Source organism: Paraburkholderia sp. SOS3, assembly GCF_001922345.1.
GTDB lineage: Bacteria > Pseudomonadota > Gammaproteobacteria > Burkholderiales > Burkholderiaceae > Paraburkholderia.
Genome location: NZ_CP018812.1, coordinates 2,023,857 through 2,049,331 on the forward strand (window position 1 = coordinate 2,023,857; position 25,475 = coordinate 2,049,331).

Consider the following 25,475-nt stretch of genomic DNA (forward strand, 5'->3'; position numbering starts at 1 on the left):
GAACCGTGGATCCTTATACGCCATCCCATCGACCAGACCGGTTTCCCCGGTTAAAAGGCGAGGTCGCTGTCATCGCGGGTAGCAACGGGATTGGTTTTGCGACAGCAAAGCGGTTCGTCGAGGAAGGCCCCTACGTTTTCATCGTCGGACGTTGGAAGGCAGAGCTGAATAAAGCGGTTGAAGCGATCGGCCTTAACGTCGTTGCATGCCGCGCTGGATTTTTGATCACCGTTGACAAGCAAAAATACGGCGCTTTAGACTGCGTCATCGCCCGAGGCCTGACAACGTTGTCCGCCCCGGAACCGGCATAGAAGCCCCCTGACGAACCAGCGGTTCGTCAGGGGGCTTTTTTTTGTCCGTATTTTCCCCCTGGACCTTGCGCCACCTTCTGGAGATACCGCATGTTGCTGAAGCCGTCGGCCTGGATACGTATGGCCGTTACCGCAGGACTCGCCATCACTACGCTGGCGGCAAGCGCCGCTGATCCCGTCAAAATCGGCTTGCTGGAGGATGCTTCCGGTAATTTCGCACTGGCAACCATTCCGAAGATTCACGCGACGGAACTGGCCGTCGACGAAATCAATGCCAAGGGCGGCATTCTCGGGCGGCCGATCAAGCTGATCGCGTACGACACGCAGTCGGACAACACCAAGTTCCAGGAACTGGCCCGGCGTCTCGTGCAGACCGACAAGCCCGACGTGATTTTCGGCGCATTCTCCAGCGCGTCGCGCGAAGCGATTCGCCCGATCATGGACCGCGCGCATCAGCTCTACTGGTACGACAACCAGTACGAGGGCGGTGTGTGCGACAGCAACACGTTCGTGACGGGCGCGGTGCCGGAGCAGCAGTTCTCGACGCTGATTCCGTGGATGATGCAGAAGTACGGAAAGAAGGTCTACACGATCGCCGCGGACTACAACTTCGGGCAGATCTCGGCGGAATGGGTGCGCAATATCGTCAAGGAGAACGGCGGCACGATGGTCGGCGAGGAATTTATTCCGTTGTCCGTATCGCAGTTCGGCCAGACGATCCAGAACATCCAGAAGGCCAAGCCCGATTTCGTGGTGACGCTGCTGGTGGGTGCGAACCAGGCGTCGTATTACGAACAGCAAGCTTCGGCGCACCTGAATCTGCCGATGGCGAGTTCGGTGAACGTCGGCCAGGCCTATGAGCACAAGCGCTTCAAACCGCCAGCACTGAAGGATATGTACGTGACGGCGAACTACGTCGAAGAAGTCGATACGCCGGCCAGCAACGACTTCAAGAAGCGCTTCCACGCGAAGTTCCCGAACGAGCCGTACATCAATCAGGAAGCGGCGAACGCGTACGACGCGATCTATCTGTATAAGGCCGCGGTTGAAAAAGCGAAATCGACCAATCAGGACGCGGTGCGCAAGGCGCTGGAAAGCGGCGGCATCTGCACCGAAGGCGAACAGGGCAAGGTGTGTATCGATCCGAAGAGCCATCACGCCAGCCACACGATTTTCCTCGTGCACGTGAAGGAAGATCACTCGGTCGAGATTCCGAAGGTGTGGGACGACGTGCAGCCGTACTGGCTCGGCAAGGTGGGCTGCGACCTGCCGAACAAGCCCGACCATCGCCAGTACACGCCGTCGAATCTGCCCAAGAAGTCCTGATCCAGACCGGCGCGCCGCGCGCAGCAGGCGGCGCGCCGGTTTTCTGAAAGTGGAGCAAGCATGGCCACGCTGTCGGTTGTCTACTCGATCATTTATCAGTTCGGCGACAGCTTCGCCTATCTGGTGCTCGCGGCGCTGGGCCTCGCGGTGATCTTCGGGATGATGGGCGTCATCAATCTCGCGCATGGCGAGTTCATCATGTGCGGCGCGTACGTCACTATCATCGCCGCCAAGCGCGGCGTGCCGCTGCCGCTCGCGATGCTGCTCGGTGCGCTCGCCGCGGCGCTGGCGGGCGTGGCGATCGAGCGGCTGGTGATTCGCCACCTGTACGACCGGCTGTTCGATTCGGTGGTGGCAACCTGGGCAATCAGCCTGATCGTGCAGCAGACCATGCTGCTGGTCGCGGGCCCGTCGCTCGAAGGCATCGGCACGCCGTTCAATTCCTTCTCGCTCGGCGACTATTCGTTCTCGACTTACCGCGCGGTGTTGCCGGGCATTGCGCTGGCGATCCTGTTCGCGCTTTACCTGCTGTTCTTCAAGACCAACTATGGCGTGTGCGCACGTGCGACGATCCAGAACGCGAAGATCGCGCAATGTCTCGGCTTGCGCACCGACCGGCTGTACACGCTGACCTTCGCGCTCGGCGCGGGGCTCGCCGGACTCACCGGCGCGCTCTATGCACCGACCATGACGGCGGTGCCGACGATGGGCAGCAATTTTATCGTGCAGGCCTTCGTCTCGGTGGTAGTGGGCGGCGCCAACGTGCTCGCCGGCACCACGCCGGCTGCCGGCGTGCTCGCAATCATCCAGACCGCGTTGACGGCCTCGTACGGTCAGCTGTTTGGGCAGATCGGCCTGCTGGTAACGGTGATCGTCGTGATCAGGCTGATGCCGCAAGGGCTTGGCAACCTCTTCACGCGTACGCGCTAGGAGATCGACGTGAAATCAGGCAACCTGCCTTCAGGCGGCCGCGCGAGCCGCGTGCTGCGTTACCTGCCGTGGCTCGTGGCGTTCTGCGTGCCGCTCGTCGTCGATGCGACGACGAGCGGCAATCTGGCCTACTGCCTGCTGTGGGCATTCGGTGCGGTCGGCCTCGCGGCGATGTGGGGATACGGTGGCATCCTGTCGTTCGGGCAGACGGCGTTTTTCGGCCTGTCGGGCTACAGCTACGGCATCTTCACGCTCAACTACGGCGATACCTGGTTCGAATCGTGGCTCGGGCTCGGCGCCGGGCTGGTGGTGAGCGTAGTGGCCGCGGCGCTGATCGGTTACATGATTTTCTTCGGCCGCATCAAGGGCGTGTTCATCGGCATCGTGACGTTATCGGTAACCTTGGTGCTCGAAACCTTCATGGCGCAGACCGCAGGGCCGCAATGGGTGATCGGCGAAGCGCGGCTGAACGGCTATAACGGCATGGGCGGCATGCCGCAATTGACGATTCCATGGCGGGGCGGACCGCTGACGCTCGAAAACGCCAGCTTCTATTACCTCGTGCTGATCCTGCTGCTGGTGGTCTATGTGGCGATGCGCCGGCTGCTCGACGGTACCTTCGGCCTCACGCTCATTGCGATTCGCGAGAATCCGCAGCGCGCGGAAATGCTCGGCGTCGACGTGCGCCTCCACCAGTGGCTGGTGTTCGTGCTCGGCTGCACGCTGGGCGGCCTGTCGGGCGCGCTGTACACGATCTGGGGTTCGTACATCACGCCGTCGACGATGGGCCTCACCGCGGCCGCGATGCCGGTGATCTGGGTGGCGACCTCGGGCAAGAAGAGCATCGGCGGCACCATCGTGGGTACCGCGCTGCTGGTCTGGCTGTCGCAGACCCTCGCGGTGTACGGCAGCCAGTACGCGTTGATCCTGCTCGGCGCGATTCTGCTGGTGGTCGTGCTGGCCGCGCCGGAGGGCCTGCTGCCGTTCGTCACGCGGCAACTGCGGCGCGTCGCCAGCGGGCCGGGCCGGGCGCGGCGCAGCGTGGGCGCCTGCCTGAAGCGCGAGGAGGGCCAGTCATGACTACGCTGCTGGAAACCCGTGGACTGAAGAAACATTTCGGCGGCGCGCATGTGATCAACGGCATCGACTTCAAGATCGACGCCGGCGAGATCCGCTGCGTGATCGGACCGAACGGCGCCGGCAAGAGCACCTTCTTCAAGCTGATCACCGGCGAGCACCGGCCTTCCGAAGGCAGCGTGCTGTTTCTCGGCCAGGACATGAGCCATGTGTTGCCGCACCAGCGCATCCGCATGGGCATGAGCATCAAGTTTCAGATTCCCGGCGTGTTTGCGGATCTGAGCGTGCGCCAGCATCTGCAACTGTCGCTGCATCGTGCCAAAGACGACCGGCCCGAAAGCCTCGACGACCTGCTGCAGCGCTTCATGCTGCACGATGAAGAGCAGGTGCTCGCGCGCAACCTGTCGCACGGCAAGAAGCAATGGCTCGAAATCGCCATGGCGGTGTCGTTGCGGCCCAAACTGCTGTTTCTCGACGAGCCGGTGGCCGGCATGTCCGTCGAGGAAACGCACGCCACGGGCGAGCTGATCAAGCGTTTGTCGGCGGCCGGCTTGACCATGATGGTGGTCGAGCACGACATGACCTTCGTCAAGCAGATCGCCACGCGTGTGACCGTGCTGCACGGCGGCCAGTTGCTGGCCGACGGGCCGCTCGACGACATCCTCGCGCGCGACGACGTGGCCGAAGTGTATCTGGGGAAAAAGAAATGAGCGCGCTGCTCGAAGTGTCGAATCTCGAGGCCGGCTATGGCGGCGGCCGCGTGCTCAACGGCGTGTCGTTCAGCATTGAAAGGGGCGAGGTGCTGGCGCTGATCGGCCGCAATGGAGTGGGCAAGACCACGCTGATGCGCGCGCTGATCGGCCTCGTCAAGCTGGACGCCGGCCGTATCGAGCTGGCGGGCGAAGCGATCGGTGCGGAAAAGCCCTATGTGCGCGCGCAAAAAGGTATCGGCTATGTGCCGCAGGGCCGCGAAATTTTCGGCGCGCTGACGGTGGCCGAGAACCTGCAGGTCGGCGCGCAGGCCAATCGCGTACAGGCTGCGCAGATGCGCGACAAGGTGGTGAGCTACTTTCCAATCCTGAAGCAGCGCTATGCGCAGAAGGCCGGCACGATGAGCGGCGGCGAACAGCAGCAGCTCGCGATTGCCCGCGCGCTGATCAGCGCGCCCAAGGTGCTGCTGCTCGACGAGCCTTCGGAAGGCATTCAGCCGTCGATTGTCGATCTGATCGGCGAGACGCTGCTGCAGATCGCCACTGAAACCGGCATCGGCGTGGTGCTGGTGGAGCAGGACATGGGCATGGTCGAGCGCATCGCCACGCGCTGCTGCGTGATGGACAAGGGCCGTATTGTCGATACCTTGAACCGCGAGCAGTTAGGGGATGAAGAACTGATTCGCCAATATCTGGCACTGTGATGGAGAGCGAAACATGAAATGGCTTGAACAATCGATCATGATGAAGCGCGGTGTCGGCGCCGATCGCGAGCCGGTCGAGCATCATCTGACCGAGGCGCTGCAGAAGACTTTCCACTACACGATCGGGCCGTACTCGCAGCCGGTGCTGCACGTCAAACCGGGCGACCGCGTGGTGGTCGAGACGCGCGATGCGTTCGAGGGCAAGATCAGGGAGGAGACCGACAAGCCTTCGCAGGTGCTGCAGGTGCCGTTTCTGAATCCGCAGAACGGGCCGATCATGATCGAAGGCGCCGAGAAGGGCGACGTGGTCGCCGTGTACATCGAAAAAATGGCGCCGCGCGGCAACGATCCGCACGGCTTCTGCTGCATGATCCCGAACTTCGGCGCCCTGACCGGCACCGACTACACGGCGCTGCTCAACGAGCCCTTGCCGGAAATCGTCCGAAAGATCAAGATCGACGAAGAGAACGTGTACTGGAGCAAACGCAATACGCTGCCGTACAAGCCGCATATCGGCACGTTGAGCCTGTCGCCCGAAATCGATTCGATCAACTCGCTGACGCCGGACTCGCATGGCGGCAACATGGACGTGCCCGACATGGGGCCGGGCAGCATTACGTATCTGCCGGTGCGTTCGCCGGGCGGCCGGCTGTTCATCGGCGACGCCCATGCGTGCCAGGGCGACGGCGAAGTGTGCGGAACCGCCGTCGAGTATCAGAGCACGACCACCGTGCGTGTCGATCTGATCAAGCAGTGGAAGATCGACTGGCCGCGGCTCGAAAACGAGGACGCGCTGATGAGCATCGGCAGCGCGCGTCCGCTGGAAGACGCCACCCGCATCGCGTACCGCGAGCTGGTGCTGTGGATGGCCGCGGACTACGGCTTCGACAAGTGGGACGCGTACATGATGCTCAGCCAGGTGGGCAAGGTGCGGCTGGGCAATTTTGTCGATCCAAAATATACCGTGGGCGCGATGGTCGCCAAGCATTATCTGAAGTAACCGAACCGGCAGCACGATCCACTCGCGCACTTGTACTGCGCGCGCATTCGAGAGCAATTCATCACATGGCTTTGTCCGATCCTGTACGCGTAGGCCTGTTGTGTTCGACCAGCGGCTCGACCGCCTGGCTCGAACAGTCGCAGTGGCGCGGCGCCAGCCTCGCCATCGAGGAGGTCAATGCGCAAGGCGGCATCGGCGGGCGCGAGCTGGTGGCAGTTCACTACGATCCGTGCTCGGATCCGCTGATGTTTCGCGAGCTGGCCGAGCGGCTGATCGTCCGGGACGGCGTCAACGTGATTTTCGGCGGCTATACGTCCACCAGCCGCAAGGCGATGCTGCCGGTGGTCGAGAAGCACAACCGGCTGCTGATCTACTCGCAGCAATACGAAGGCTTCGAGTATTCGGACAACATCATTTACAGCGGTGCATCGCCGAACCAGAACGGCGTGCAGCTGGCGGACTTCATGACGGAAACCTTCGGCGCGCGCGTCTACTTCGTCGGCTCGCGCTACGTGTATCCGTACGAGTGCAATCGCACCATGCAGGAGCTGCTGCTGCAGCACCCGGAAGGCGCCATCCTCGGCGAACGCTATCTGCCGCTCGATGCCACGCGCGAGCAGTTCACGCAGGTGGTGGCCGACATCAAGCGCAAGGCGCCGGACTGGATCTTCTGTACGGTGATCGGCGCCACGGTGCCGTTTCTGTACGATGCGTACGCCCATGCGGATCTCGACCCGGCGAAGATGCCGATCGGCAGCCTCAATACCTCCGAAACCGAGATTCATGCAATGGCGCGCGGTATCGCGGCCGGGCACTATACGGCGGCGCCGTATTTCCAGAGTATCGATACAGCCGAGAACCATCGCGCGGTGCGGCATCACCAGGCGCGCTTCGGCGCCGATACGCCCACCGACATGAACTGGGAGGCCGCGTACTACCAGATGCATATGTTCGCGCAGGCGTGCGCCCGCGCGGGTTCGGACGAGATCGCCGCGGTCATGCCGCACCTGCTCGGTTCGGAATTCGCGGCGCCGCAGGGCAGGGTGCGCATCGATCCGGTCAATCATCATATGGCGCTTTATCCACGCATCGGCCGCGCCAATGCGGATGGCCAGTTCAGCATCCTGCGCGCGGCGAAGTTCGCGGTCGGCCCCGATCCGTACATGACCCGTCAGACGCTGGGCGACTGGGTCACCAAGCTCAGCACACGGGACTACTGACGTGAGGGCGCGCGCGGACAGAGGCCAACGCAGCCTGACGAGTTCGATCCTGGAGCGCAACCCGCGCGTGGTCGTGTTCCATCCGGACGACGACGACGGGCTCACGCTGACCAACCATCTGCGGCGGATGGGCTTCCAGGTGGAGCGCTGCTGGCCGCCGTCCGACACCTTGCCGGACCGTATCGATCTGGTGTTTCACGCATTGTTGCCCGAGGAGCGCGCCCCGCGCGGCGAGTGGTTCGGGCCGGATGCGCCGCCCGTGATCTGCGTGGTGGCCTTCGAGAATCCCACCTTCATCGATCAGGCCATCAAGATGGGCTCGGACGGCATCGTCACCACGCCGATCCGCGCGTCGGGACTGCTGTCTACGGTGGTGATGGCGCTGCATCACGCGAAGCGCGCGCGTCAGCACACGCAACGGATTGCGAGACTCGAGCAGAAGCTGCTCGATAGCCGTCATCTGCACGAAGCCAAGGGAATTTTGATGTCGATGCATCACGTCGGCGAACGCGAGGCGTACGAGATGCTGCGCGCGCAGGCAATGGAAAAGCGCGTGACCATCGACGATATCTGCCATTCGGTGATTCAGGCCGGCGAGGTGCTGCAGATCAAGCGTGGCGCGCCGGCAGCGGACGGTTGTGCCAAAGATTGAAGGCCGGCGCGCCGGTCGGAAGTTCAGGTGCGCATGCCGCGGCGCGCCGCAGGTTAAATCAACAGGAGTGTCGAATGGAACGAGCGGGTGCGATCAACCTCGGCGGCGATTCCGCCGGGCTGGGGATCGATTTCGATGGGCTGACGGTCGAAGCGGTTCAACAGGGTTTCCGGGCCGGCCGGTTCACGGCGGAACAGCTGGCGCGTGCGTGCTTCCAGCGGATCGAGCGCTACAACCCGACCTACAACGCGCTGATCTTCCTGAATCCGGCGGCGCTCGACGACGCCCGCAAAATCGACGAACGTCGTACGCGCGGCGAAGCGCTGGGGCCGCTCGCCGGCGTGCCGGTGGTGATCAAGGATCCGATGGACATGGTTGGCTTTCCTACCACCGCGGGCTGGTCGAAGCTTTATAGCAAGACCGGCGGGGTGGATTTGATGCCGCAGCGCGATGCGCCGGTGGTCGCGCGCATGCGTGCGGCAGGCGCGATCATGCTGGGCAAGACCAATGTACCGGTGCTGAGCCATACGGGTACGCACGCGAACGACAGCTGGGCCGGACCGACCATCAACGTCGCGATGCCCACGCGGATGCCGGGCGGCAGCAGCGCCGGCACGGCCTCGGCGGTGGCGGCGGGCATGGCGGTGCTTGGCCTCGCAGAAGAGACTGGCGGCTCGATCCAGAATCCGGCTTCAGCGCAGGATCTCGTCGGCATCAAACCGACTATCGGGCTCGTGCCGAACGCGGGCGTGGTGCCGTTGTCGGGCAACCGCGACGTGGTGGGCCCGATCGCGCGCAACGTGACGGATGCTGCGCTGTGCCTCGACGTTCTGGCCGGCTACAGCAGCGAAGATCCCAAGACCCTCGCGGGCGTCGGCCGGCAGCCCGAGGGCGGCTACGCGGCAGGGCTCAGGCGTGAGGCGTTGCAAGGCAAGCGCATCGGCCTGTATGGCCCGGGCTGGCGTGCGCAGCCATTGTCGGACGAGGCGAGCGCACTGTACGAGCGCGTGAAAGGCGAACTGACGGCACTCGGCGTCACGCTGATCGACGATCCGTTCGCAGGCTCCGGTTTCGCGGCGCTGCGCAAACCGACTCCGCCGCTGGTGAACTTCGACGCGCGCGGCCTCGAGTCGATTCCGTACGATCTCGAATGCTATCTGGCGCGGCTCGGGCCGGCCTCGCCGTTGAAAACGTTTGCCGAGTTCGCGAAAGCGACCGAGGACGAGAACCCGTTCGGACCGAATGGCGTGCTGCGCTATATGCCGAATCTGCCGCAGTTCAACGCCGCGTTGGCCAATCCGTCGTTGCCGCCCGATATCTCGGAGTTCATCGAACTGAAGGCGCGCTATCTGCGCATCTTCGAGCGGGTGTTCTGCGAGCACCGGCTCGATGCCCTGGTGTTTCCGCAGATGCGCGGCGAGCTGCCATCGCTGCGCGGCACCGACACGATTCAGGAAACCACCGTCGGCGAGATCAATATCGCTGGCTTGCCCGGCATCGCGGTGCCCGCGGGATACTACGCGTCCGGCGCACCGTTCGGGCTGATCTTCGTCGGGCGCCAATGGGACGAGGCCGCGCTGCTCGGCTATGCGTACGCGTATGAGCAGAGCGGCACGCATCGGCACGCGCCGGCGCTTGCCGATACGCGTGAAGGGGCGGCGTCCTGATTCGACCCGTACGGGCGCCTGAATGCCGCGCCTGCGCGGCTTGTTGTACACAAACCGGGTTTGTCCGCCTGATGACAAGCCGGACTTGGATGCCTTGCAGGACGCGATCGGTCGAAGACGATGTTTACGGGATTAACGAAGCTCAGAAAGCGATGGTCGGCGGATTGCGCAAGCGGGTGTGCTGTTCGAAGTCGTATGCCATCGCGAGAATCTCTGCTTCACTGAAGCGCCGCGCTCCGACGATGTCGATCGCAATCGGCCGGCCATCAGCAAGATAACCGGCGGGTAGGGTGATAACCGGAAGGCCGAGTTCGTTGACCTCCGTGCCGGCGATCTGATCCCCGAGATACGTCACGGTGTTTCCGTCGAGATCCGGCAATGGCTGCGTCGAGCGCGGCAGGAAAAGCGCATCGATCTGCTTTTCATCCAGAATCCGCTCATACAGCGCCGCGAGTGACGCCTGCATGTCGATCACTTCACCGACCTGCGGGCTGTCCTTCTCAAAGTTGATCGCCGGGTCAGAAAGCAGCGCATGTAAAGGAGCGGTCGTCCCTACCCCGAGCGGAAAGCCTGCGCGCGCTTCGAATGCCTGCCGGTTCGGTGGATTGTCGCCGCCGAGGCCGGCGAGGTAAGCATCGACGCCTTCGAGATAGGCGTTGCATTGAGCAAAAGCCTTGCGCTGGGACCACCGCACCTGCCACTCTGTATCCCCAAAAACTGTCTCGACACTTTGCGCGCCCAGCTGGGAAGTGGCGATTTCAACCATTGCGCCGTAGTGCTCCTTCACAAGCGGATGCAGCTTCGAAGCCCAGATGCCGGGTTCGAACAGTCCGATGCGTTTTCCGCGAAGTGCGCCGCGATGCAGGGCTTCTGCGTACTTCGGCGCATCCGGTTTGCGATCGGCTATAACGTCGAGGACGGTTGCGGCGTCGGCCACAGATCTTGTAATCGGCCCAGCCACGTCATGATTGAAAAGTCCCGGGAAGATGCCCTCTTTCGGAACGAGGCCAAAGCTCGGTTTGAGTCCAACCAGGCTCTGTGCCGAGGCCGGAAAGAGAATGGATCCAGCCGTGTCGGTTCCTATTGCGACGACGCCCATACCCGCGGCAACTGCCGACGCGCTGCCGGTACTCGACGCCCCCGGCGCGAAGGCCGGATTGTAGACATTGAGCGTGTCGCCGTTAAAACTCGATTGTGCTCGCAGCCCGTCGAGACCGAAATCGGGCAGATTGCTCTTGCCTAGAATGATCGCCCCCGCTTCCTTCAGCTTCTCGACCAGACGGGCATCCCGATCTGGAAAGAGGTCAACACCGTTGAAAGTGCCACGCTGGGGATCGACGACACGACTGTTCGACGCGAAACCCGAGTAGCCGGCCGTGGTTCTCGTCCCGACGAGGTCCATGTTGTCCTTGATCACGACAGGAACGCCGTGCAGCGGACCGCGACGCTTCCCGCGCGCGATCTCGCCGTCCGCTATCCCGGCGTCGCTCAAAGCGTTCCGGTTGATCCAGATAAATGCATTGAGATACGGTTCCAGCAGATTGATCTGAGCAACGCATGCTGCTGTCAGCTCCACAACGGTATACGTTCCTGCGCTGAGGGCACCACCAATCGTTTCGATCGAAAGCCGCATCACGTCAATATCGGCCAATCGGCCGCGAAGGTGGTCGGGAATGCTTACTGGCGTAAAGTGGCGCATACATGCTCCGCGGTCGATAGAAAATCTGGTGGAAGACGGCTGTCCTGTGTCGGCGCAATGGCGCGACGCTTCATGAACGCCGGACGGCGAACGACACTGATTGCAACACCGTACGTCGGGGTTTATCGACTTTGACTTCGTCAAACCACGCGTGCGCGTCGATGGGTGCCACACTCCCCATATGATCAGCCATGGTCGTCTTCAGATCTGTTTTTAAGGTTGGCTTACCGTTGAATGTATGTGCGAACCCCTTTGCTTTGCTGCGCGCGTCGGTCGAGACATTTATTGCAAGGTTCACGCCATGCAGCGTTAGTTCGCCCCAGGTTCGGTCCAGTGAGCGCCAAGGCCCGCTAATCAGGAAGGCTTGCGCATCTCGGTACCCGTCGGGATGCTCTGGTTTTCACGTATCTGAACCGACTTTGGATCGCGCCGATTCAGATTTGAATCGCCTCCGGATAGCGCGGACAAAAGCATCTCCCGTTGCGCCGCCGGCCGTCGGGCAGGGTTTTCGGAGCGGCTCGTTACTCGCACTTTGACGGCGTAGGCAATGCCGCAGGCCGTTGCGCAAAACTTGAGGGGGCGCGGCTGATATCGAGTACCGTAAGCACTCTTTGGTCCTCGCCATATATCGCATGGTCACTGTCCGCCCACTGGATTCCCCCGACGCGGAGCAATTCAAAGCAATGCGTCTTCTCGCTGCCGACAACGCCCCAACCGCCATACGGCCTACGCGTCAGGAAGAATTCGCACACTCAATTGAGGAGATCGCCGGCCGCATTCGTTCGACGCCGACACAGGCCGTCTTCGGCGCGTTTGCGGGTGAATTGCTGGTCGGCATCACGGGCGTTCGTCGCGAGCCGCTGTGTCAGGTGAAGCACAAGGCCACGATATGGGGCGTTTTTGTTGACCCTTCATACCGTGGGCGAGGAATTGCACAAATGCTTTTGGCAGCAGCCACAGCTCACGCAAGCGAAGAGTGGGGCACCATCCAGTTGATGCTTTGCGTCAATGCGGAAAACCTGCCAGCAAAGAGGCTTTACGCGTCGTACGGCTTTCGGACGTTCGGCGTTGAGCCACGCGCGATGAAGGTTGGCGATCGTTTTTATGACGAGGAGCATATGTTCAAACAACTGGTCTAGCGCGAGCAAGGCACCAGACCGAGTTCGGCCACCAACCGCCACCAGACTGTGAAGCCCCGGGCGGAATACGGCCACTCGCTGGCTAGAACCGCTCGCCGGGGCGCCACGATGTCGAATTTCTAATGGCCGTACATGCAGAACGTTTTGCCTCAGCGCAGGATCGCCGTGCTTGAACAGTGGATGTTGCTTGAGGCCGATCCAAAGGCCGCCACGTTTTGTGAGCGGCCAGGCGAAATGCAGTTCGATGCAGGCAATCGTTTCGCGCACTTCCCGGGTCGTTGCATTGATCGAGATCAGTTCAGCTTGTCAGGCTTTGCGCTGCGAAATACTCCCGGGTTGATGGATCTGCGGATTCAAACCTCCCCAGCTCTTTGTAGTGGGAAGAGCTTCTATGACCCCTGAGGTCGAGTTGCGCCGAAATAGTACGCCCGGCTTACCGGAAAGTGTCAGCGCCTTTACCTTGTCTCCGCTCGGCAAGGTCACTAGCGAGCCCGCCGTGATGTAAAGACCCGCTTCGACGACACAATCGTCGCCCAAGGAGATCCCAACGCCCGAGTTGGCGCCGAGAAGGCATCGTTCGCCAATCGACACGACATGCTTTCCTCCGCCCGACGTGGTGCCCATGATGGAAGCGCCACCTCCGATATCGGTGCCCGCCCCGACGATCACCCCAAGGCTGATGCGCCCCTCGACCATACAGGGGCCCATTGTTCCAGCGTTTAAACTGCAGAAGCCCTCTGGCATTACAGAGGTGCCCGGCGCCAGGTGTGCACCGAGTAAGACCCGATTAACGTCAGCTATCCAGATGTCCGAAGGCGCCACATAATCAATCATACGTGGCACCTTAAAAACGCCTCGAATATCGACTAATGTGCCGCGGCCTCGACCGTGCCAGAGCAGTTCTTCGACTTTCTCGGGTTTGCACGGACCGAGCGAAGTCCAGGCAACGTCGCTCAGTAAAGTCAGAAAGCCGTCAAGATTCGCTTCCCGCGGCCGAATCAGCCTATGGCTCAATAGATGCAACCGTAGATATAGATCATGGATGTCGACCGGCGGGTGGCTGAGATCTTCGATCAGCGTTTCTATCGCAATCGTTTGAACATCTCTGACTGGATCATTCACCAGCGCGTTCAGCCCGCGCTTTCCTAACTTTTCGAGTGTCTCCTGCTTGGACAGCACGTGTGATCCGACGGCCGGTGACGCCGTGTTCAGGCGAACAACTGGAAACCACGTGTCGAGAATGGTCCCATCGCTGGCAACCGTCGCGAGACCGGCACCATAAGCACTATTTGAGTCAGGCATACGAGGTTAGAAAGTTATTTTGGGCTGAGTCAGTCCTGCGCAGCCTAAAAAAGGGGCAGGTAGACGCATTTAGTTGCAGCAGAGATTGGCAGTCTGAGAACACGCCAAGGACACGTTTATTCCGAATCTGGTGGTGGTTGCCCGGGCGCCCACGTTTGCCTGATACGAGGCCTGCGACGCCGGCCGCGCGGTAGCGCAGCACGAGCCGCTCGACCTGGCGCACACTCAGGCCCAGGCGCCCGGCTGCCTGGCCCGGTTTGAGCCGTCCGTCGGTCACCGCCTCGATGATCTTGACGCGCTGCAGTTCATTCATGCTGATCGTCACCAGTCCGGGTTCGTTCATCACAGGCTCCGTCGTGTGCGCGCGCCACAGCATGCGCCTCGCGGAGCCCCGAACCGGACATTTCTAACTGGCTCAAAGGGGGTGCGGCGGAATTCTTGGACTGGTTTATGTCGTGAGCCCGAGGCTCTCCCGGTATTCGATCGGACTGAGTGCGCCAAGCGAGATCTTGATCCGTTTCTCGTTGTACCAGCGAATGTACGAGTCGACGACCTCAATGAACTGGTCGGTGCTGACGGTCTGCCAGTCCCGGGAGTAAAACAGTTCCGTTTTCAGTCGTCCAAAGAAGCCTTCGCACGCCGCGTTATCGGGCGAGCAGCCCTTGCGCGACATTGAGCGAATCAGATTGGCCTCACGTATCCGGGTAAGCCAGCCTGGCCAGCGATAATGCGCACCGCGATCTGAATGGACAACAGGTCGGCTACTGCTACTACCGATTGCGTCGATGGCGGCATCGAGCATCGTGTTCACAAGCTCGGCGTCTGGTCGCGTACTGATCGACCAACTGATCACAAGCCCATCGAAGCAATCAATAACCGGCGCCAGATAGACTTTACCGGCAGGAATCTGGAACTCCGTGATGTCTGTGAGCCACTTTTCATTCGGTGCTGCTGCCCGGAAATCGCGGTTGATAAGGTTCTCGGGAGCCGGACCTATTTCTCCAGCGTAGGAGCCGTATCGTCGTCGCCTCGTTGTGGCCGCGCTTAGCTGCTCCTGCTTCATCAGGCGCCGAACGACCTTCTCCGAGATGAAGACTTTCTGCCTGCCAAGTGCCGCGCGCACCCGGCGATATCCATAGCAGCGGTGATTGAGCTCGAAGATATCTGCGATGGCAAGGCGTACACGAGCGTACTTGTCGGCAGTCTGTATCCGTGCCCGGTGATAGAAGTAGGAGCTACGGGCGAGCCCCAATTCCGCAAAAAGCTCCGGCAGCGTGTAGGTCTGTTTCAGGGCATCAACCAGCATTGTCTTCTCCCGATTCGTCAGGAGTTGCGGGTCGACGCCCAGGCCTTTTTTTATTATTTCATTGGCCTTCTTCAGGATGTCGTGTTCGATCTGGAGCTTCCGGATGTCTCGTCGGAGTGATTCGACCTGCTGCTCCAGCGTCGCTTTCTCGGAGCTCTCCGGCGGATCGTTGCGGCGTATCATGATTGAAGCAACCTCCTGACCGAGTAACCGATTTCTCCAGTTGTACAGCGTTGGGCGGCTCACGCCAATCTTTTTAGCAACTTCCTCTGCGCTTTCGCGTCGAGTGCACAGATCGATGACCGCTGTCCGCCTGCGCTCTGGTGTATGCCGAATACCCGAAGCCTTCCCGAGAACGCGTTTCGTTCGCTCGGGATGCAACTCGTCAAGCCAGGCGACAAGCGTCCCGCGTCCCGGATACCCCAACGCTTTCGTCGTTGCAGCCAGACACTGGCCATGGCTCATATAGTGGTCTGTGGCCGCCTTCTTTTGTTCTTCCGAATAGCGCGGCCTCAGGCAAATACGTTCCTTCGGCAAATCCAGACATCGCTCGTACGTGTGATACCAACGTTCGAGAGACTTCGTTGTCGGATAGCCTAATTGACGAACGGTCGCTGTAAGCCGCTTTCCAAGCTTCAGGTAGAGCTTGACCGCTCGGATGCGGTCTTCGTACGAGTACATGGACTAGCTCCCAAATAGTCCAAGAATTCCGCCGCACCCCCAAACCAGACATTACTAAATGGCCGTTACAGGCGTTCTGGTGCTAATTTATATTATGTCAAATTTGTTGTCCAAGTTCCGTCGCGCGATCTGTGCAATCAAGACATCCCTTGCCAAGGCATTGCTTCGACCGGCAGCAAGCTAACAAATCCAGAATCTCGCGCTTCGGGACGCCTGCTTCGAGCAGGCGTTTTTTTTGAACGCCGATCTTACGATACACGCGTCGGCGACGGGCATCGTGAATTCCAGGGCGTGAAGTACGGATGTGCCAGTACAGATTCCGCACCTCACGGACCACGGAGCGCAACTCGCTCGCCGACAGAACTTCACGCTCCCAAATTTCCAACTGCACCATATCCTAGCCCCGATCGCCAACGCTAACTGTCCCACGTCACCCAGCACATTCTCTCTGCATCGCTCAGCGAGGAACCACGGTCTTTGACAATTCGTTACGTTGCTTTCGGAAAAAAGTTGTGCCTTATACCGCCATAGGCCTCACCACATCTTCCGCAGCTTCAAACTCAGGCGGACCCTCTAAATCAATCACGGAACACCGCCCCGTGCGCAACAGCGTCGCGAAGTCTTGCTGAGTAGTAGACAGCCACATCCGCTTGGTCCAGATACCATCTTTCGGAAGCGGCGAATGGTTCCGCGCAAATAGCTTGAAACCTATGAAACCCGGCGCAGCGTCGGTTTCCGCAGTCTGATCTACTTGGACATACCATTCGCCATTCCGACTTTCGAGACCGTCGGTCACTCGAAATTCGTAGCGCGGGTTAGTCGACTCCGTGAGAAGACCATCAGCAACCTTCGAGGCCATAATCCGTTTATGCTCGTCCGAACTCCCGAGCGTTTTGCCCTCTGCAATAATCTTGCGCTTAAGATCATCGTGAGTCACCCCGAACAGTTCAAGAGACCTCTTCTCTCGTAGGGCAGCAGTTTTCTCCTTATCGATCAACTCAATAACGCGAATGTCCAAAGCCTCGTGAAAAGCAGAGTGAACCCAAAAATACCAGCCTTTGGCATACCCTGTCGTCTCGCCCTTACTGTCCGTGAACTCAATAGAAGTCAGGGGAACACGTCGCCCCGCGCCGTTCATCATTTTTTTCTCCCACCCGCCAATACCCTCGCCAACTTCTTTTTAGCTTGAGCTTCAAGACGCTTTGCATTTTCAACCGCTTTGGCTGCTGACGCCACTTCAGCTAAGCAACTCTCTAGGCTCGACCCTGGAAGCCACGAGCCTACCTCCCTCACCTGATGCGCATTCGTACTAACCACGCCATCTAACACTCCGTCTAATATGCTAAGGCGATGTTTGCAATACCCCCCGTTTTCCCCCGCAGGACACGAGCACAACGCAGAAACTTCATTACTGTCCCGTACAAACGTCACCCGATAAGGGTCCGGCGCAGAACCTTGGACCAAGAATTCGATCGTCTCCATGAAGATGTATCCCCGTGCAAGCGACTAGATTTATAACGCGAAGGTAGCATACACCGTAGCAAGCAAGATTGCGTGTGAACTATTTGCCTAAACTGACCGTATTACCTGTCGCCATTCCAAACACCCCGATACCCTGATTTCAGACGAACTGCGCACCGCGGCACGCCGCACCTCACTCAAAGCGCATCGACGATACGCCGATACCAGGCTACCCAGTGTTGCCAGTCGCCATCCAGAACACGCCGATCCCTCGATTCCAGAAAAGCTGCGCGCTATCGAAGTGCGCGCCGTTAGCACCAACACAGTCATACGCGGCCTGTATCGCTTCGCCCCGGACGCTACCAACGCCAAGATGCGCGTACGGCACGACCTCCGGCAGCACGATGCCCTTGCTGGTCCAGTACCGTTTCTTGTTGAAACCGACCGCGTCCGAACTCTTACCGACGTACTTCGCGATGTACGTCGCGATCAGGTGACGCATTGCACGCCCCTTGCCACTCAACTGCCGACGCACAAGGTATTTCTCAAAATCCTTGATACTGTCGTAGGTCGCGCCGTCCGTATTCGAATCCCGCAGCACCGACAACCAGATCGATCGGAGAATCTTCCAGTCCTGCCGACCGCTCACGGCAACGTGGATATGCCACCCATCCCGATTCTTAGTGTGACGCTCGAGCACAGCGACATAGTGAAAATCCTTGAGCTTGTTCATCCTTCGACGGAACGCGTCCCACCACTTCGCCCACACTTCAAGCCGTGTTTCGTTCGCCCGCGTCGAAAACGTCAGCATGCGGTCAGCGCCAATCGCCTTGCAGCGTTGCCGGATCATCCGCTTGGAACGCTCTATCGAAGTGCGCAACGACTTGTCGGATCTCACTGACACATCGGCATCAGACTCGCCCTCCTGTGCCACACGCTCACCTCTTGCGCCTCTTGGACGCAAGCGGATTTCGTTAAAGTGACGCAGCACCCGCGTACTGAACGCAACGACCTCCTGTTGACCGTCACTAAAGCGCTTTGTGCGCACGATGTACTCGTCGCTGAACGGAAAGCCCGCATCGTCAAAATCCGGAATCACTTCGCCGCGCACGCGAGCCGCGTTGATCGCCTGTCGCGAACCGTACTCGTTCAGGACGTCCTGGAACGTCGCACCGTTACCGCCTACAATAGCTGCACTCATGTTGGATACCCTTTTATCCAATGTTGGTCACGGCCCCGGATCGCTGCGAACGATTGCGGGGCTTCTTCATGTCCTACGGTCCCGCTAGCGCCTTTTGCCAGCGCCGTTTCCGTTAAGTGTTAGAGGTACAAGTTTAGGCGCGCTGCGCGCGCCGCCTCTGCGGCCTCCGGCTCGCTGGAGGCTTCGCGCCCCCGCGCCCGACTCCACCCCCCCCACCACCTTCGTGCAGCGTCGCCACGCGCCCGATACGGGCCGCAGCGCTCGTTGCGCGCACAACAAACCGGCTTTGCAGGGAGGGGTGGCCGCGCTCACCGCTTTCGCCTGCGTTCAGCCACCGCGCCGGTACCCGCTACTCGGTCCAGCAGGCCGCGCTAGGCCGCGCGACAACCGCCACGACTCCGCAGACACGCCGCAGCCGTACGTCGCTCCGGGTACGAGCTGGACACTCCTGACGCTGGACGCCTAGATTTTCTGGACCTGCAGCACCAGCACGACCTCCGTGCGCGCCTTCGACTTCGTGTGACCATCGAGAAACGCGGGCAGGAACCGCTCACCACTTGTCGCAACCGTGCTCTGGTCCTGCACCAGCCCGCCGAGCACGATCACTTCACCGTCCTGCAGATCCGCGACGGTCTGCAGCGAGCGCGTGTTCTTCGTCGGCGAGCCATTCACACCGGTCGTCGTGTTCACGAAGCTCGATATCTCCTCGTCGATGTTCAGCTCGATCACGTTGTCCATCACGGTCGGCGTCACGTTGAAGATCACCCCGGCATCCTGATAGTCAATCGACTGGACAGGCGTCCCGCTTGTGCCCTGGAAACTCACGCTCGCAACGGTCGGCACCTGCTGCCCGACATTGAGCTTCACCTGTTGCCCCGACACGCAGCGCACGTTAGGCGAGGACATTTCATGAAACCGTGAATTGGCCTGCATCGCCGATATCGCAAAGTCGAGCCGCCCCGAATCGAACTGCAGCGCGTTCGTATCCGCAGCGGCCGAACCCGAGCCGAGCTTCACACCGACACCGAGCAGCTGCGAGGCGACGCTAAAGCCGGTATTGCTGTCATCCGTATCGTCGACCTCATACGCCCACCCACGCACCACGACCTCACCCGCAGGCGTATCGAGCTGCGGCAGTAACGCCCGGACCTCTTTAACTTCACGCGCCGTGCCAGCGAACACCAGCTGATCGGCCGCGCTCACGACAGGCGATTGCGCCGGCGCCGATTGAACCGGCATGGCCGCACTGACACCCGACGCCGGCGACGCAACGGAAGGAACGGGCAATAGCGAAGGCGTCGCGACCGACGACACGCGGCCCGTGAACAGTGGCTCAATGAGCTTTGAGAGGTACGCAGCGCTGCGATGCCGCGGCTGATAGACATAGGTGTCGCGATCCGGCGCGCTACTCGAGACGGTTTTCTTCGACACGAAATCCACGCCGTTGCGCGTTTGCACTTCGAAGCCCTGGGAGTCGAGAAACGCTTTCACGAACTCGCGCAGATCGCCCTTGCTGCTGTCGAACTGAAACGACACTACCCGAGTGTCTTCAAGCACGTCTGACGAGATCACGTGAGGCACATGCAGCGCCTCGCCATACACCAGGTCGACCACCTGACCCACGTTCACGAATCGCAGATCGAATGCACCATTGCGCACACGCGGCAACGGATGCAACGCAGGCAACGATGCCGGTGCAACTGCAGCGGGCAACGGCGGCAAGGTCGGCAATGACTCGGCGTGCACCAGCTGGGCGGCACCGAGCAGCAGCACAGCAGATGTGCGCCTCATTTCTGCACCCCCGATGCGGTGCCGGTCCACATCGCCGCGCGCTCGCCATCGACCGTGCCCGCCGTGCGCAAACCGTCGCCCTTGAAATCCGCCGCATCCGCGAGCCGCAACCATCCGTCATGGTTCGCCACCACCACATACGAGCGCCCATCCGAGGCATAGCGGCCCACCACACGCCACGCCGCAGATGACGCCGCATCAGCAGCAGGCGCAATACTGATGCCTTTGGAGGAAGACGCCGCACCGGGTCTGGCCGCGCTCTTTGCGCCGACGCCAGACCACGTTGCACCGTGCACGCCCTTGAACGCGCGATAGCCCCACACCGCACCGACGATCAGCGCGATCGGCAGGATGAACAGCGCTTTCGGAATCACCGCTTTCTGCTTCGTGTGAATCTCCGCGCTCGTATAGAGCCTGAACACGTTGCGCGGATAGGTCCACATCGTCTTGACCGAATCCTTGAGACTGCCCACGTTATGGCAATGGTCCCACTCGTACAGCATCGCGCGGTTCAGCCCGAAGAGCTTGCGTACGTGCACATGACGCCCTACAAGGTCGCGTACGGCCTTGCTGATCCGTTGCGGGTGCTGCGTGATCAGGATGAAGTCAACGCCAAGGTGACGGTGTATGTGCAGCTTCTCGATATCTTCGCCCACCTTCACGCTCACCGAGGTAGGCGGCCAGATGCGCTGCGCTTCGTCGATCACGATCAGGTCATTCTGTTCGCGATGCTCGAACCACTTGCGCAGCCACGGCTCGTCGACGTCCAGATGGTCCACCGCCAGATCCCTGATGCCATCGACGAGCAGCCGCCGCCCCGCTTTCTGCTGTTTATCGATGTACCACACCGTGTAAAGCGTCTTGCCGCTTCCCGGTGTCCCCGTAATGAGCGTAATCATTATTTGATGAAGAAGCGTTTCATTGAAGATGCACCCGCCATGGCGACGCGTGCGGTGAAGGCACCCGCGATATACGACATGCCCTGGAAGACGCCACCGAGCGCGAGCACGTTCGCCAGATCGGACGGCAGACCACCGACGCCGCTTGTAACCCACGCGAGCGCCTGATTCACGGCCAGATCCACACCGGTCACGGTCAGTACCCCGACGCCGATTGCAATGGCCGCCTGGACGAGCAGCGGACCAACGAGCGACATCAACCATGTGGCGAGCGTCATGACCTGAGTCCGAAGACGATGATCAGCGCCGCACCGAGTCCGCACAGCGCGAGCACCAGCGGCTTCAGCGCAATCACGAACTGGCACAGCGGATCGTAGGAAAGGAGGAGCTGCTGACCGAACACGTTGACCGACAGCGGCGAAGGACACACCGGCGACGATGGACCGCCGACCGACACGGGAGAAAGCGTCACCGCCACGCTGCTAGACGGCAGATCCCCTTGCGTCGCGCTGCCGAGCTGCTGACACGCGACGATGGTCGGATCGAGCGCGCACAGGTCGGCCGTGTCAGAAGGAGGCGTGCCACTGTCGCCACCCGAATCATCACCCGTGCCGGTGCTGCCACCAGTCCCCGTGCTGCCACCGGTTCCCGTACTACCGCCTGTGCCAGTGCTGCCACCCGTTCCAGTACTGCCACCAGTCCCCGTGCTCCCGCCCGTGCCAGTGCTACCACCGGTCCCCGTGCTGCCGCCTGTACCCGACGACGCAACCGGCCCCGACGAGGACGGGACGGAACCCGAGAACGGCATCGCCATCCCGCCACCGTATGGCGAGCCATCCGTATAGTCGCCAAGCGTTGGTACATAGTCGGGATTGGCCTTGTTCCAGTCCGACACATCACCGGACGTGATCGGGTCCGCCGCGTTGTACGGGATGCCGTCATAGCCGCTCTGCTCGCTTGCCAGCTGCCACAGCGCGTTCAGCGTGTCGGCAACGAGCTGCGGATCGACCGGCGCGGCCAGATCGGCAGGAGGCAGCGATGTTTCCGCAGCAGCCGGGGTCATCGACACAGGCGTGGACGGCGCACCGACGCACTGCCCCCTGATCAGAAAGCCCGACTGACAGGCGACCCCGGAATAGTTCACGTCCTGAACAACGACGAACGCGGCAGTCGGTGATGGGCTTCCACCGGCAAACGTGATCGTCTGGTCGCACGCAAACCGCAACCCTATATTCATCACGCAATCGGTAATCGTATAGGTCGCCGTCGAGTTACTGTGATACTGCTCATACGCCACCGCAGCCGAATACGGGTCCCCCGCGCACACCGCTGTACAGGCCGTGTCAGCGCCGGTATGCCAGTACGGCTGACCCCTGACGAGCGCACCGCCCGACGTGCCCACACCGACCTTGCCGCCCATCGACGGCAGCAGCCATGACGTAATCAGCGCCGACGAGACATGCACCGCCGTATTCACCAGCGCGCCTACCGCACCGCATAACAGCACCGCCGCGAAGCCCTGGGCCGCACACGACAGCGCACCCTGCAACGCACCGAGCCCGGCACTACCCGCAAGCCCCCACGCGCTGTTAATGCCCTTCGCCGTTGCCTGGGCCTGAGCCGAATTTGGCGAGTAACCGAGTTCCGCTTCCTTTGCGGCAAGCACGCCGGTCGATTCGACCTGGGCCACGCTAAAGCCCGTGCCGTTCAGCGGATACGTGCCCAGAATGTTGCCCACTTCATCGACGACGAGCGGCGCAACGGTAGAACTCTGAGCGAACGCCACGCTCGCGAAGAGCAGCAGGAATGCCGTGACAGCCGCACACAGGTAGCGCATGGCATCCGCTCACAGAAAGAGAATCAGGCCCGCCGCCCAGCACGTACCCGCGATGATCGCGACTTCAACCCAGAACCCCATAGCCTCAACCCTCAGAAGACGAATTCACGAAATTGCGGATCGCACGAAAGCCGTACGCCACCGCCAGCACACCGAGCACCGCCGCGCCGATCTCCGCACCGACCGTCGCGCCGTCCTGACCATCGGGCGAGTCGGCACCGCCCGACACCATCACCGCCGTATCGACCTGCAGCGCAAGCGCATTTCCGTTCGCATCCATGCCGCACACGACCGGCGCACCGGAGACGGCGATATAGTTCACGCCGCTTGCCCCTTGCGGACCGCACACGATCACGTTCAGCCCCATCCCCTGCACCGCAGCCATACCGCCCCCACACGAAAAAAAAGCGACGCCTGACAGATGCCAAGCGCCGCCCGTACTACACGCTGCTACGGCGATCAGCGACCGAGGAAGCTCTTGACCGTCTTGTAGCCCCACGCGACGACCACCACCGCGAGCACCGCACCGCCGATATCGATGATGATCGGCGCCACGCCGTTGATCGACGACAGGATCGCCGTGTCATCGAACGCGGGCGTCGCACCCGAACCGCTCGTCTGCGCGAACGCCGCGACCGATGCCAGACCCGCCGCTGCACCCGCCGCCGCACGAACCGCAGCGCGCTTTGCCACCACACCCACCTTCTTCGTCATTGCAAACATCGTTGACCTCTCTCAGGTTCTATCGGCCCGTTGATTAGGATTCGCCCGACCGGGCCAGCTTCGCGCGAATCGACTTCTTCGGCGGATCGCGTCGCGCAATCACAGCGGACACAAACGCCACACCCTTGCAGACGAGGTAGACGAACAGCATCACGTTCAGGAACGCGAGCTGCGCGCCAATCCTGTCCAGCGCATCAAACGGAATGCTGTGCATCACCACTCCCCGGCCAGCCCGCCCATCGCGTGAAGATGGCGAGCCAGCAGAACATTCATCGGAAGGCCGAAGCGCTCGCGCGTACCCTCATCACGCATCGCGAGCCATGCAGACAGGCCGAGCCGTAACGAACGCATCAGCGGCATGTCAGGCCCCCGCAGCCACACCAACGCCAGCACCCGGTTTGCCAACCGGCTTCGGACGATTCGCCAACGTCCACGACACGATGCGCGGCACAATCCGACCAGCATCGGCCCCGTACCCTTCACCAAGCCGGTAATCGACCAGATACTCCTGACCGGCTTCGATCTGAATCTTTTCGTCGAACAGCGACGTTTTGGCCACGAACGAGCCATCCACCAGCTCGCCCGAATCAGGATCCTGATACGACTGCTCGATAAAGCAGTGCAACACCCGCATCGCACGCTTATCGCCCTTTTTCGTCGTGATTTCCTCATGCTTGATCGTCAGCACCCGAACTTTTTCCGTTGCCATTTTCTTAATCTCCAGATTAGGACTACTACGCGTAGTCAATTCACATAGAAGAAGCCCGGGATGACCCGGGGTTATCAACGCTGTACAGATTTCACATCACTACAGGCACCACAACCGCCCGCACGGTCGACACCACACCATGCGCACAACTGATCGACGACGAGAACCGATAACGCACTAACGTTTTTCCGCCGCACATCCAGCGGCATCACAATCACAGACGATGAAACGCCACCATCGAACAGGTCAGGCGTGGAGATATCGTCGACGCACTTAACCACGATCAGATTCGGAAGGGATTCGCCGGTGCGCCGACTTCAACCGGCACCAGCGTAAGAAAATTGGACTGACGACCCTGCCGGCAGAGTTCAGCACGGGCCTTGTCGCGAGCGCCCGCACCATCACGCGCACGGACTTCGACAGTCGCAACACGCGTGTGCGCATGCTGCGTATAGACATGGACTCGATATGCAGGCACAGCTAACCCCCGTTAGTTGCTTACAGCTCCCCGACTCCAGCGGGGTTTACCTTTTTGTACATGCTGATAGACTGCGGAACATCTACAGGCCGTAGGAATTCTACAGACCGTAGAATATCCTACGGTCTGTAGATGTCAAGGGGAACGTATATGAAGAGCGTGAAATATCTAGATGCAGTCATTGCAAAGAAGGGCCTCAAGAACGACAAGGCTCTATGCGACTACATGGGATGGTCGCACTCCGTTGCCAGCCATTACCGGACCGGCAAGCGCGTGATGGATAACGAAACATGCCTCCGCCTCGCGAGCGAACTCGACTTGGACAACCCGCTACCCATAATCATCGCTGCAGACATCGATCGAGCGGAGAAGTCAGGTCAAAAATCGTTATGGGAAGTTTTTACACCGAAGATGGCGGGACTTAGCGCGGCGCTTGTCTTCGCGATCGTCACAAATTTTGTGACACCCTCACCCGCGCAAGCCGCGCCGCTCCAACAAATTGGGGGCGCAACGGTTTATCTTATGTCAAATCAAAAACATGAGCATCCACGATGATGAACCACCGAACCCAGATCAGCAGCTTCCTGCTGGCCGACCTCGATAATTTGACACTACCCTCGACAATTCTGATCACGAATGTGCCCACCTGGAC

28 protein-coding genes and 1 pseudogene are annotated in these 25,475 nt (G+C 60.8%); 12 read left to right on the top strand and 17 right to left on the bottom strand.

Annotation, left to right across the window (positions count from 1 at the left end; translation table 11 throughout):
• Positions 1–5 precede the first annotated feature (5 nt).
• From BTO02_RS35700 to BTO02_RS29190, 10 genes are all read left to right on the top strand, one after another.
• Complete coding sequence (locus BTO02_RS35700; RefSeq protein WP_075160530.1) at positions 6–311, top strand: SDR family NAD(P)-dependent oxidoreductase; 306 nt, start codon at positions 6–8, stop codon at positions 309–311.
• Positions 312–401: 90 nt separating this feature from the next.
• Positions 402–1,637: an urea ABC transporter substrate-binding protein gene (locus BTO02_RS29150; RefSeq protein ID WP_075160531.1), complete on the top strand. Its 1,236-nt coding sequence runs from the start codon at positions 402–404 to the stop codon at positions 1,635–1,637.
• Positions 1,638–1,697: 60 nt separating this feature from the next.
• A complete protein-coding gene (locus BTO02_RS29155) occupies positions 1,698–2,567 on the top strand; it encodes an ABC transporter permease subunit (RefSeq protein ID WP_075160532.1) in 870 nt (289 codons plus the stop codon).
• A gap of 9 nt (positions 2,568–2,576) precedes the next feature.
• A complete protein-coding gene (locus tag BTO02_RS29160) occupies positions 2,577–3,647 on the top strand; it encodes a branched-chain amino acid ABC transporter permease (RefSeq protein WP_083615429.1) in 1,071 nt (356 codons plus the stop codon).
• The gene (locus tag BTO02_RS29165) at positions 3,644–4,354 is read left to right on the top strand and encodes an ABC transporter ATP-binding protein (protein ID WP_075160534.1); all 711 of its coding nucleotides are present in this window, start codon (positions 3,644–3,646) and stop codon (positions 4,352–4,354) included. The genes BTO02_RS29160 and BTO02_RS29165 overlap by 4 nt, the downstream gene beginning before the upstream one ends.
• Positions 4,351–5,058: an ABC transporter ATP-binding protein gene (locus BTO02_RS29170; RefSeq protein ID WP_075160535.1), complete on the top strand. Its 708-nt coding sequence runs from the start codon at positions 4,351–4,353 to the stop codon at positions 5,056–5,058. Before BTO02_RS29165 ends, BTO02_RS29170 begins: the two co-directional genes overlap by 4 nt.
• A 13-nt stretch (positions 5,059–5,071) precedes the next feature.
• Entirely contained in the window at positions 5,072–6,058 is a 987-nt protein-coding gene (locus tag BTO02_RS29175) for an acetamidase/formamidase family protein (RefSeq protein ID WP_075160536.1), read from the top strand.
• Between the two features lie 65 nt (positions 6,059–6,123).
• Complete coding sequence (locus BTO02_RS29180; protein WP_075160537.1) at positions 6,124–7,278, top strand: transporter substrate-binding domain-containing protein; 1,155 nt, start codon at positions 6,124–6,126, stop codon at positions 7,276–7,278.
• A gap of 1 nt (position 7,279) precedes the next feature.
• Positions 7,280–7,930 carry an ANTAR domain-containing response regulator gene (locus tag BTO02_RS29185; protein ID WP_075160538.1) on the top strand — a complete coding sequence of 217 codons (651 nt, stop codon included), beginning with the start codon at positions 7,280–7,282 and terminating at the stop codon, positions 7,928–7,930.
• A 74-nt stretch (positions 7,931–8,004) separates the two neighbouring features.
• Positions 8,005–9,597 carry an amidase gene (locus BTO02_RS29190; RefSeq protein WP_075160539.1) on the top strand — a complete coding sequence of 531 codons (1,593 nt, stop codon included), beginning with the start codon at positions 8,005–8,007 and terminating at the stop codon, positions 9,595–9,597.
• Between the two features lie 142 nt (positions 9,598–9,739).
• On the opposite strand, the gene BTO02_RS29195 is transcribed toward BTO02_RS29190, so the two are convergent.
• Complete coding sequence (locus tag BTO02_RS29195) at positions 9,740–11,296, bottom strand: amidase (protein WP_083615430.1); 1,557 nt, start codon at positions 11,294–11,296, stop codon at positions 9,740–9,742.
• A gap of 632 nt (positions 11,297–11,928) precedes the next feature.
• Between BTO02_RS29195 and BTO02_RS29200 the strand changes: the two genes are divergently transcribed.
• Entirely contained in the window at positions 11,929–12,435 is a 507-nt protein-coding gene (locus BTO02_RS29200; protein ID WP_075160541.1) for a GNAT family N-acetyltransferase, read from the top strand.
• 306 nt (positions 12,436–12,741) lie between these two features.
• Here the strand turns inward: BTO02_RS29200 and BTO02_RS29205 are convergent, their stop codons facing one another.
• From BTO02_RS29205 to BTO02_RS29280, 16 genes and pseudogenes are all read right to left on the bottom strand, one after another.
• A complete protein-coding gene (locus BTO02_RS29205; protein WP_269668037.1) occupies positions 12,742–13,614 on the bottom strand; it encodes a DapH/DapD/GlmU-related protein in 873 nt (290 codons plus the stop codon).
• 256 nt (positions 13,615–13,870) lie between these two features.
• A pseudogene (locus BTO02_RS29210) lies at positions 13,871–14,080 on the bottom strand (helix-turn-helix domain-containing protein); the annotation flags it as partial.
• Positions 14,081–14,185: 105 nt separating this feature from the next.
• Positions 14,186–15,724 (bottom strand): IS3 family transposase, encoded by a 1,539-nt coding sequence (locus BTO02_RS29215; RefSeq protein WP_075157113.1) that lies wholly within the window; start codon positions 15,722–15,724, stop codon positions 14,186–14,188.
• Between the two features lie 97 nt (positions 15,725–15,821).
• Complete coding sequence (locus BTO02_RS29220) at positions 15,822–16,118, bottom strand: hypothetical protein (RefSeq protein WP_232243575.1); 297 nt, start codon at positions 16,116–16,118, stop codon at positions 15,822–15,824.
• Positions 16,119–16,241: 123 nt separating this feature from the next.
• The gene (locus BTO02_RS29225; protein ID WP_075160543.1) at positions 16,242–16,865 is read right to left on the bottom strand and encodes a hypothetical protein; all 624 of its coding nucleotides are present in this window, start codon (positions 16,863–16,865) and stop codon (positions 16,242–16,244) included.
• Positions 16,862–17,206, bottom strand: a complete 345-nt coding sequence (locus BTO02_RS35705) for an SWIM zinc finger family protein (RefSeq protein WP_075160544.1) — start codon at positions 17,204–17,206, stop codon at positions 16,862–16,864. Before BTO02_RS35705 ends, BTO02_RS29225 begins: the two co-directional genes overlap by 4 nt.
• A gap of 208 nt (positions 17,207–17,414) precedes the next feature.
• Entirely contained in the window at positions 17,415–18,386 is a 972-nt protein-coding gene (locus tag BTO02_RS29235; protein WP_156884019.1) for a rolling circle replication-associated protein, read from the bottom strand.
• Between the two features lie 462 nt (positions 18,387–18,848).
• The gene (locus BTO02_RS29240; RefSeq protein WP_075160545.1) at positions 18,849–20,177 is read right to left on the bottom strand and encodes a type II secretion system protein GspD; all 1,329 of its coding nucleotides are present in this window, start codon (positions 20,175–20,177) and stop codon (positions 18,849–18,851) included.
• Entirely contained in the window at positions 20,174–21,076 is a 903-nt protein-coding gene (locus tag BTO02_RS29245) for a zonular occludens toxin domain-containing protein (RefSeq protein WP_075160546.1), read from the bottom strand. Before BTO02_RS29245 ends, BTO02_RS29240 begins: the two co-directional genes overlap by 4 nt.
• Positions 21,076–21,354, bottom strand: a complete 279-nt coding sequence (locus tag BTO02_RS29250) for a DUF2523 family protein (RefSeq protein WP_075160547.1) — start codon at positions 21,352–21,354, stop codon at positions 21,076–21,078. Before BTO02_RS29250 ends, BTO02_RS29245 begins: the two co-directional genes overlap by 1 nt.
• Positions 21,351–22,913: a virulence factor TspB C-terminal domain-related protein gene (locus tag BTO02_RS34540; protein WP_156884020.1), complete on the bottom strand. Its 1,563-nt coding sequence runs from the start codon at positions 22,911–22,913 to the stop codon at positions 21,351–21,353. The genes BTO02_RS29250 and BTO02_RS34540 overlap by 4 nt, the downstream gene beginning before the upstream one ends.
• Before the next feature lie 85 nt (positions 22,914–22,998).
• On the bottom strand, positions 22,999–23,298 hold the full coding sequence (locus BTO02_RS29265) for a major capsid protein (protein WP_075160548.1): 300 nt from the start codon (positions 23,296–23,298) through the stop codon (positions 22,999–23,001).
• Positions 23,299–23,372: 74 nt separating this feature from the next.
• Positions 23,373–23,627, bottom strand: coding sequence for a major capsid protein (locus tag BTO02_RS29270; RefSeq protein ID WP_075161495.1), 255 nt, complete (start codon positions 23,625–23,627; stop codon positions 23,373–23,375).
• Positions 23,628–23,670: 43 nt separating this feature from the next.
• Positions 23,671–23,850 carry a hypothetical protein gene (locus BTO02_RS29275; protein WP_075160549.1) on the bottom strand — a complete coding sequence of 60 codons (180 nt, stop codon included), beginning with the start codon at positions 23,848–23,850 and terminating at the stop codon, positions 23,671–23,673.
• Complete coding sequence (locus tag BTO02_RS34545) at positions 23,850–23,996, bottom strand: hypothetical protein (RefSeq protein ID WP_156884021.1); 147 nt, start codon at positions 23,994–23,996, stop codon at positions 23,850–23,852. Before BTO02_RS34545 ends, BTO02_RS29275 begins: the two co-directional genes overlap by 1 nt.
• Position 23,997: 1 nt before the next feature.
• Positions 23,998–24,345 (bottom strand): hypothetical protein, encoded by a 348-nt coding sequence (locus BTO02_RS29280; protein WP_075160550.1) that lies wholly within the window; start codon positions 24,343–24,345, stop codon positions 23,998–24,000.
• Positions 24,346–24,973: 628 nt separating this feature from the next.
• On the opposite strand from BTO02_RS29280, the gene BTO02_RS29285 reads away from it, so the two are divergent.
• Complete coding sequence (locus tag BTO02_RS29285) at positions 24,974–25,378, top strand: Cro/Cl family transcriptional regulator (RefSeq protein ID WP_075160551.1); 405 nt, start codon at positions 24,974–24,976, stop codon at positions 25,376–25,378.
• The last annotated feature ends 97 nt before the right edge of the window (positions 25,379–25,475 follow it).